We start from the raw sequence: 6,943 nt of genomic DNA, 5'->3' as shown, positions 1-6,943 counted from the left end.
TAGGGGTCTCAATATCCCCCTAACGGCCACCGAGAAAACCTTCACCAGATAAGTATTTTTACTCAAGTCTCTGGAGGGGGACAGCTTATGTGACAGTTGAGGGTGCGGAATGTGGGATATTACGAGCGATCCTCTCCCATCTAGAGGGATAACGAATATATTCTTGTAGTTGACCGATCCCTTCCACGCTAAAAGCCAGTTCCACCGATAAAAACTGTTTGAGCATTTCCGAAAGACGACGATTATAGACAGTGCCATTGGTGCTGATGTAAAGCGAGATGTGTCCTGCGTGATCAGTGTCGATTAGTTTTTTGAGAATAGCTGGAAACATGGGATGGATTAATGGTTCACCCCCAGCAAATAGAAGCAAATTCAAACTCTCCGGATGAGCCAATATTTCCTCAAAAACCAGCTTTTCATTGGAAGACCACTGGGTATTTTCGGGTATACGGCTTAAAATCTCTCTCTCTTGTCCCTTATCGCTCTTTTTCTGGCTGACAATCCGCAAGTTATCGATATCGATACAGGGTTGTAAACCCCAACTACAGATTTGTTCTCCTTGATAATTGCTGAGTAAGGATTGCGGCTGCAATAGGTGCAGAAAATGTAGGGATAATTCTAAGCTAGAGATGGCTTCCTCAGTGGGAGCGAGTTCGATCGCTATTTGCCACTGACCGTCTGATAATAATTGTCGGGCTATTGCTCGTTTTCCTGCCATTACTGATAAATAACAGGGTTGATGACAATTTTTCCAGCCAGAAATTTCAATTAAATCGATGGCCGCTCCGTTGGCGGGTAAGGAAATGGTGACTTTTCCCCTTTTTACTGGACGGGTTAACTTTTCGCCACGCCGAGTTAGTTCGCCCAAACCTGTATATTTGACTTCATCGAGGTAAACGGGTAAAAGTATCTCCGCACGGATTCGATCGCCAAACCATTGTGCTTGTATGGGATCGGCCGCAATCTGGGAGCTAAACATCGGCGAACACATTCGACATTTTAAATTACAAAGATTACCTAGCCACAGGTGCAAGGCCGAGGGCGGTGGTGCTTTGCCCCCCTCACGAACAATCGCCGTCGCCTTGTCCAAGATGCCCTCTTCTCCTGAAACCCGCCACAGTTGTTCAGCTTGGGTATTCATAATCTGGCGAAGGCTAGTCCCACCATCGGCTTCCGTGCTATAACATTGGCTACAGTCGGGGATTTTTTCCCCAGCCAGCATTTGGCTTCGCACCGAGCGCAGATAGTCGGAATTCCAAATCTGCTCGCAGGTAGCCCAGTGTAACGACAGACAACGCCCCTCTGACATCGGATTGAGATCGGTGCGACAACACAATTGCGCTTTCCCATCATTAACAATGGTCATCTGGGAGAAAGGGAGGATACAAAAGGTTTTTGGTAGCATCGGAAAAGGAGTGGGGAATTTTTCGAGTCGGGAGTGATCACTGATTACTGATTACTGATTCTAGCCCTTGAGGGTCAAGGCGACGCGAGCGAGGGCTTTTTCTAGGGCGCAGATGACCATTTGTATATCGTCCTGGGTGTGGCGATAGCAGAGGTTAAAAGTGCCATAGGTGCATACTTTTTGGCGTGCCAGTTCATAATTCATCAGATTACGACAATAATCGCCAGAAAAGCCGTTAATTTCCCAAAATTTTAGCTCTGGGCGACAATCATGTCCCACTAAGGCGGACTCGATTCCACGGGTTCGACAAATTTCGCCATAGGCGGTTTTTAAAATACGACCTTTTGCTGCTAAGTCTTGACAGACTTGACGATCGCTAATCTCATTAATCGTTTTGATCGCCGCCACGATTGAAACCGCTTCTAGGCTAAAAGTCAGACCGTAGTTAATCGATGACATTTGTTGTAGCCACTGCTCACGACCTACTAACACCGAGAGAGGTAGACCATTAGCGATCGCCTTGCCATAACAGGCCAGATCGGGTACAATCCCCCAAAACTCTTGGGCTCCACCAATGGCCACCCGGAAACCAGAGACCACTTCATCAAAAATCAACAGCGCCCCTTCTTTTTGAACGATTGCTTGAATAGTTAACATAGTTTCTCGATCGGGAATTGGCCAAGCCATCGGATCGATAATCAGGCAGGCAATCTCCCCAGGATGCTCGACAAAAGCCCGTTGAACGCCCTCCACCTCTAACACATCAAGACTAATAATTTGCCCGTAATGGCTACTCGGCACCCCCGGACATTGAATCGAGGCCATGTACCAATCCTGAACACCATGATAACCTCGATGCAGCACTTTAACCCGTCCCGTCACCGAACGAGCTAGTCGAACGGCCGCTGCCGTTGCATCGGAGCCATTTTTAACTAAGTGCATGGTTTCGGCACAGGGGATCAAGCGAGTCAGCAGCTCGTAGAGGTTTTGCCATTCCGGACCGACCATACCAAGGTTAGAGTATTTGAACATCTGTTCGGCCACAGCCCGCGCTACCCGTTGGTAGCCATGACCAAGAATATTGGAACCCCAACCAGACACCATATCGATGTAATCAATGTTATTAATATCTACCAGATGCCCGTCATAACCGTGGGCAAGACGTTGGGGAAAACAGTGAGCTAAAATTTCCTCACTGGTCATCGGTTCTTGGCAGAGGGGCGACTCTTGACTATTTATTTCTTCCTGTTCCAGATTGTCTGCGAACAGTTCCTCAAAACGTCCATCCCGCGGTTTGCCCTGATCGATCGATTCCCATAGCCATTGGTTAATCCCTTTGGCTGATAATTTTGAGGCTATGGCCGCCGCATTTTGGCGCATCTGTTGGCAATTTTTCGGGTCTCTTAGCTGCTCTAGAGCCTGTCTTAAACTTTCCCCTTGATAATCACAGACAACTCCTAGATGAAATCGTCGGATAAATTGAGCTGCCGATGTGGTTTCCTGGCCCAAAACAATTATCGGGATATTCGCCGTAGCCACCGCAAAAATCATTCGCCACAATCGAGGGTTATGATCGCCTTCTGCTAAGGCACCCGTCGGCAGCACTAAATAGGCATAGTTTCTTAATATCTGTACCAGTTTTTCTTCTGGCAACAGACCACAGAGATGAATGCCTCGATTTTTAATTAGTTCTGAATGCTCCTCTTGCTGACGGTATTGATTGTCTTGATACCAATCTACCGTGCCATTGTACCAATCGAGTTCGATTCCCGCTGCCTTGATCGTGTTACATAATAAATCAAAGCATTGCTGACTGGAAATACTGCCAATCAAAGCTCCTACATTGGCCGACCGGGAGTTAAGATTGGCTAATTGGGGAGTCGGGGAAATTAACTGCTCCGATACCAATGCGGGCAGTAACGAAAACTCCAATTGATATTTGGCTTCGTAGGCTGCTCGCAATTCGGGATGGGTGACTAGCCGTAGGGAACATTTACCTAAAAATTCCCCCATCAATTGATCGGGAATATTATTCACGCAAATATTTTGATCGTCCATAATGTAAGCGGCCAAGGGAACTTGATACAAGTCTTGCAGTACGATCGCTGTGATTAAATCCTCGGCCAGGTAAGGAACACAAAGAAGGCGCGTCACCTTATATTCATGGAAAATTCTGACGGCATGGACAGTGTTTTTCACTGCTTCTGGTCTTGACAAACCAGGATTAGATAGACAAAGAGCGATTGCCCCCAAGTCCTGTTCTCCCCCATACAAATCCACAGAACGAATCGACAGAATATTGGCAGTGTCAGCAACTATTTTTTTGACTAATGCACCTGTACCATGGTGTTGATTGACTTCACAGGTGGTAATAACGATACTGGCATCAGTCATCTTTGGTTGGCTGAAACGGTACTTAGAGCCAAAGTCGCAACCGGCAGCGATGAGACGATCATAAAGTCTAGGACAGGCGACGGCGAGGGATTGTCCTCTTGATCGATCGATATCGTTGGTATAGCGAATAAATGCGTCTTGTAAAACGGCTAATTCCCTCGGTTCGGGGCGTGGTCGTTGTAAAGCGGCGATTATTGTTTCTATGTGCCATCGATTATCTTCATCACACTCTTGCTCTAAGTATTGCTGCCAATCCTGTCGAGCTTCATCAATGACCAGTTGCGGCAGCATATCTAGGGATAAAAACCTTGGCTCCCAAATGAGATTGTTTAAGATGTATCTCAGACCCTGTTCTTGACACCAACGCACCAGCTCTAAAATGCCGAAGATATTATAAGCTTGGGCAGTGGGACGAACAGATAAGGGAATATGGTCTTTCTGGAAGGATAATATATTACGCGAGATCATTTCCCACCGAGAAGGCGTTCGGATATATTCCTGTAACTGACCGACTCCCTCCACACTAAAAGCCAGTTCTACGGATAAAAACTGACGCAGCATTTCCGAAAGACGACGATTATAGACAGTGCCGTTCGTGTTGATGTATAGCGAGATGTGTTGGGCGTGATCGGTTTCTATCAATTTCTTGAGAATAGTGGCAAAAGCGGGCTGGATAAACGGCTCTCCTCCCGTAAAGTTGATATGCTGGAGGCTTTCTGGATGGGCTAAGATTTCCTCAAAAACCAGCTTTTCATTGGAAGACCAATGGGGATTTTCAGGAATACGGCTTAAAAATTCCTTTGGTTGTCTCTTTCCGCTCTGTGGTTTGCTGACAATCCTCAAGTTATCGATATCAATACCCAGCGGAGAACCCCAACGATAGATATTTAGTTTCGCTGTGCGAGTGCTGGTTAAGGGCGGAAGGTAAAATACGGGCAGAAAATGCAGGGAGAATTCAAGGCGAGAACTAGGATTCCAGACCAGATCGGGTTTGACGACCACTCGCCATTCACCACTTCCAGCTAATAATTGTTGGCCCAACAGTTGGTCTTCTGTCATGACCAATAAGTGATACAGTTGCTTGCTCTGTTTCTGACCAGAGATTTCGATAAAATCCACTGGTTCTCCCTTAGCGGTCAGGGAAATCGTCACTTTTTGTGAGATTACTGGTCGGGTCAACTTTTCACCCTGCTTGTTCAGTTCACCGAAACCAGTGTATTCTACGCCCTTGAGGTAGACTGGCAGCAGCGTTTCTGAGCGCGGACGATCATCAAACCATTGCGCTTGTACGGGATCGCCAGCGATCTGGGAACTAAACATCGGCGAACACATCCGACATTTTAAATTGCAAAGATTGCCCAGCCACAGATGTAAGGCTGAGGGAGGTGGTGCTTGCCCCCCACGCTCATCAACGATCGCCGCTGCCCATTCCATTATCTGCTCCTCCCCGGCAACCGGAATCCTCTGACTAGGGTAACGGTTCATCACTTGACGAATGCTTGTACTGCCTTCAGCTTCAAGGGCATAACATTTGGCACAGCTGGCTATCTTCTCTCCTGCTAGCATTTGCCGCCGCAGCTGACGAAAATACTCGGAATTCCAAATATCTTCTAAAGAAGACTGATGCAAGGAGAGAATTCGTCCTTCTGATACCAGATTAGTTCCATGATTCAGACTGCATAATTTCACCTTGCCATCGTTAGTAATCATGGCTTGGCAGAAAGGTAGAATACAAAATGTTTTGGGGAGCATATAGTAGTTATCTTAATGGTGAGGTACAAAGTTTTTCTTTTGGGGAGTCGGTCGTCGATACCCAATTAGGTCGCACCTGATCTTGAGGAGAAACGCTGTACTTAAAATCTAAAGTAAATTGGCAGCCCAAACAAGAGAATATTTTTAAAATTTAATAATTTTTATTTTCTCAACCGGTTACGCTCATGATGAAACTGCTTGAAAATGAGCGGCTAAAACTGGATGATGGTCATAGTACGTTCTGATCTCATCATAGTTAGAAATAAGTTCTTTGATTGTACCATTGGTTCTCTTGTCGAACATCATGGGAATAGCGAGCGGCTCGACCCCCAGATGAACTTGCAAGTTTTGGATAGTTTGCTCCCAATTGGCTATCATCTCCTCGTAATTAACCACCATCTTGGCCTGATCCTGAAATAGATTGACAAAAAATTCTTCCGCAGCGCAATAATAATTGTAAAACCAGTCGAAGTACCAGAGGGGATATTCTAAAGAGAGGGAAGGTGGCTTAGTTTCTTGGCCAGGGACGTACCAAATATAGGATTTTTCATTGGGAACAAACCAGATATTAGTTGCCATGGCAATCCGAAAACTCACAGCCGCCTCGACAATATTTCTCCTTAAAATAATGATTCTTAAATCCCGCATCGATCTTAAATGATCCCAGACGGGAGACTGTCGCTCAAGTTGATCGTACATAATTTTAGTACCGTCAAAAACTCGAAAAAATTCCCTCGATAACAAACTTAAATCAAATCGCTCACCATCGAGATTCTTCTGAGGGTTGAGGTAGGTTTCCTGTTCACCGTAAAGCTGATTAAAAGTCTCTTGGCGCCAATGAACCCAAGGATCATCTCCCTCTAGTTCTGGATTAAATAATTCCATTCCTTGACGCAGATGCGGATGAGCTCCTAGAGCTGTAATCAGAAGTGTTGAACCAGTTCTTGGATAGCAAAGAATAATAAATTTCATCGTTTTCATCAAGCATTTTTGGGGGCTACGGTTCCAAAATTCGGGCCAGTCAAAGACTAAACCCGAACTTGACCGAGTTTTTTAATCCTCTAAACTAATCTTGACCGGATTAACTTTCCAAATCTCTTGACAATATTCCCAGATTGTGCGATCGCTAGAGAATTTGGCCATACGAACCGAGTTGAGAATCGACATCCGCGTCCACTTGTCCCGATCGCGATAAGCTTCACTTACCTGTTCCTGACAATCAGCGTAGGATTGATAATCAGCTAAAAGCATATACTGGTCATCGTAGAGGAGAGAATCAACGATCGGCCTGAATAATTCCGTGTCACCATGGCTAAAATAACCACTCTTGATTCGATCGATCACTCCCTTCAATTCGCGATTATTTTTGTAATAGCTCATCGGTTCATAACC

General features: G+C 45.7%; 4 protein-coding genes. All 4 read right to left on the bottom strand.

From position 1 onward, the window contains the following. Nucleotides 1–85: 85 nt before the first annotated feature. Nucleotides 86–1,405: a radical SAM protein gene (locus EWV66_RS04525; protein ID WP_249264968.1), complete on the bottom strand. Its 1,320-nt coding sequence runs from the start codon at nucleotides 1,403–1,405 to the stop codon at nucleotides 86–88. A 60-nt stretch (nucleotides 1,406–1,465) separates the two neighbouring features. Next, complete coding sequence (locus EWV66_RS04520) at nucleotides 1,466–5,551, bottom strand: twitch domain-containing radical SAM protein (protein WP_052277427.1); 4,086 nt, start codon at nucleotides 5,549–5,551, stop codon at nucleotides 1,466–1,468. 183 nt (nucleotides 5,552–5,734) lie between these two features. Then, nucleotides 5,735–6,523 carry a sulfotransferase gene (locus tag EWV66_RS04515; RefSeq protein WP_052277426.1) on the bottom strand — a complete coding sequence of 263 codons (789 nt, stop codon included), beginning with the start codon at nucleotides 6,521–6,523 and terminating at the stop codon, nucleotides 5,735–5,737. A gap of 81 nt (nucleotides 6,524–6,604) precedes the next feature. Continuing rightward, nucleotides 6,605–6,943: glycogen/starch/alpha-glucan phosphorylase (locus EWV66_RS04510; RefSeq protein WP_287109203.1), on the bottom strand; the 339-nt coding region annotated here is incomplete at its 5' end.

The organism is Microcystis sp. M_OC_Ca_00000000_C217Col, from assembly GCF_007095585.1.
GTDB classification, from domain to species: Bacteria; Cyanobacteriota; Cyanobacteriia; order Cyanobacteriales; family Microcystaceae; genus Microcystis; species Microcystis panniformis.
The sequence above is the reverse complement of the archived record's forward strand: the minus strand, read 5'-3'. Positions and strand labels throughout refer to the sequence as shown.

What these genes read in the sequence shown, in the direction of transcription:
- EWV66_RS04525 (WP_249264968.1), bottom strand. Translation starts at nt 1,405, where the DNA reads ATGCTACCAAAAACCTTTTGTATCCTCCCTTTCTCCCAGATGACCATT.
- EWV66_RS04520 (WP_052277427.1), bottom strand. Translation starts at nt 5,551, where the DNA reads ATGCTCCCCAAAACATTTTGTATTCTACCTTTCTGCCAAGCCATGATT.
- EWV66_RS04515 (WP_052277426.1), bottom strand. Translation starts at nt 6,523, where the DNA reads ATGAAATTTATTATTCTTTGCTATCCAAGAACTGGTTCAACACTTCTG.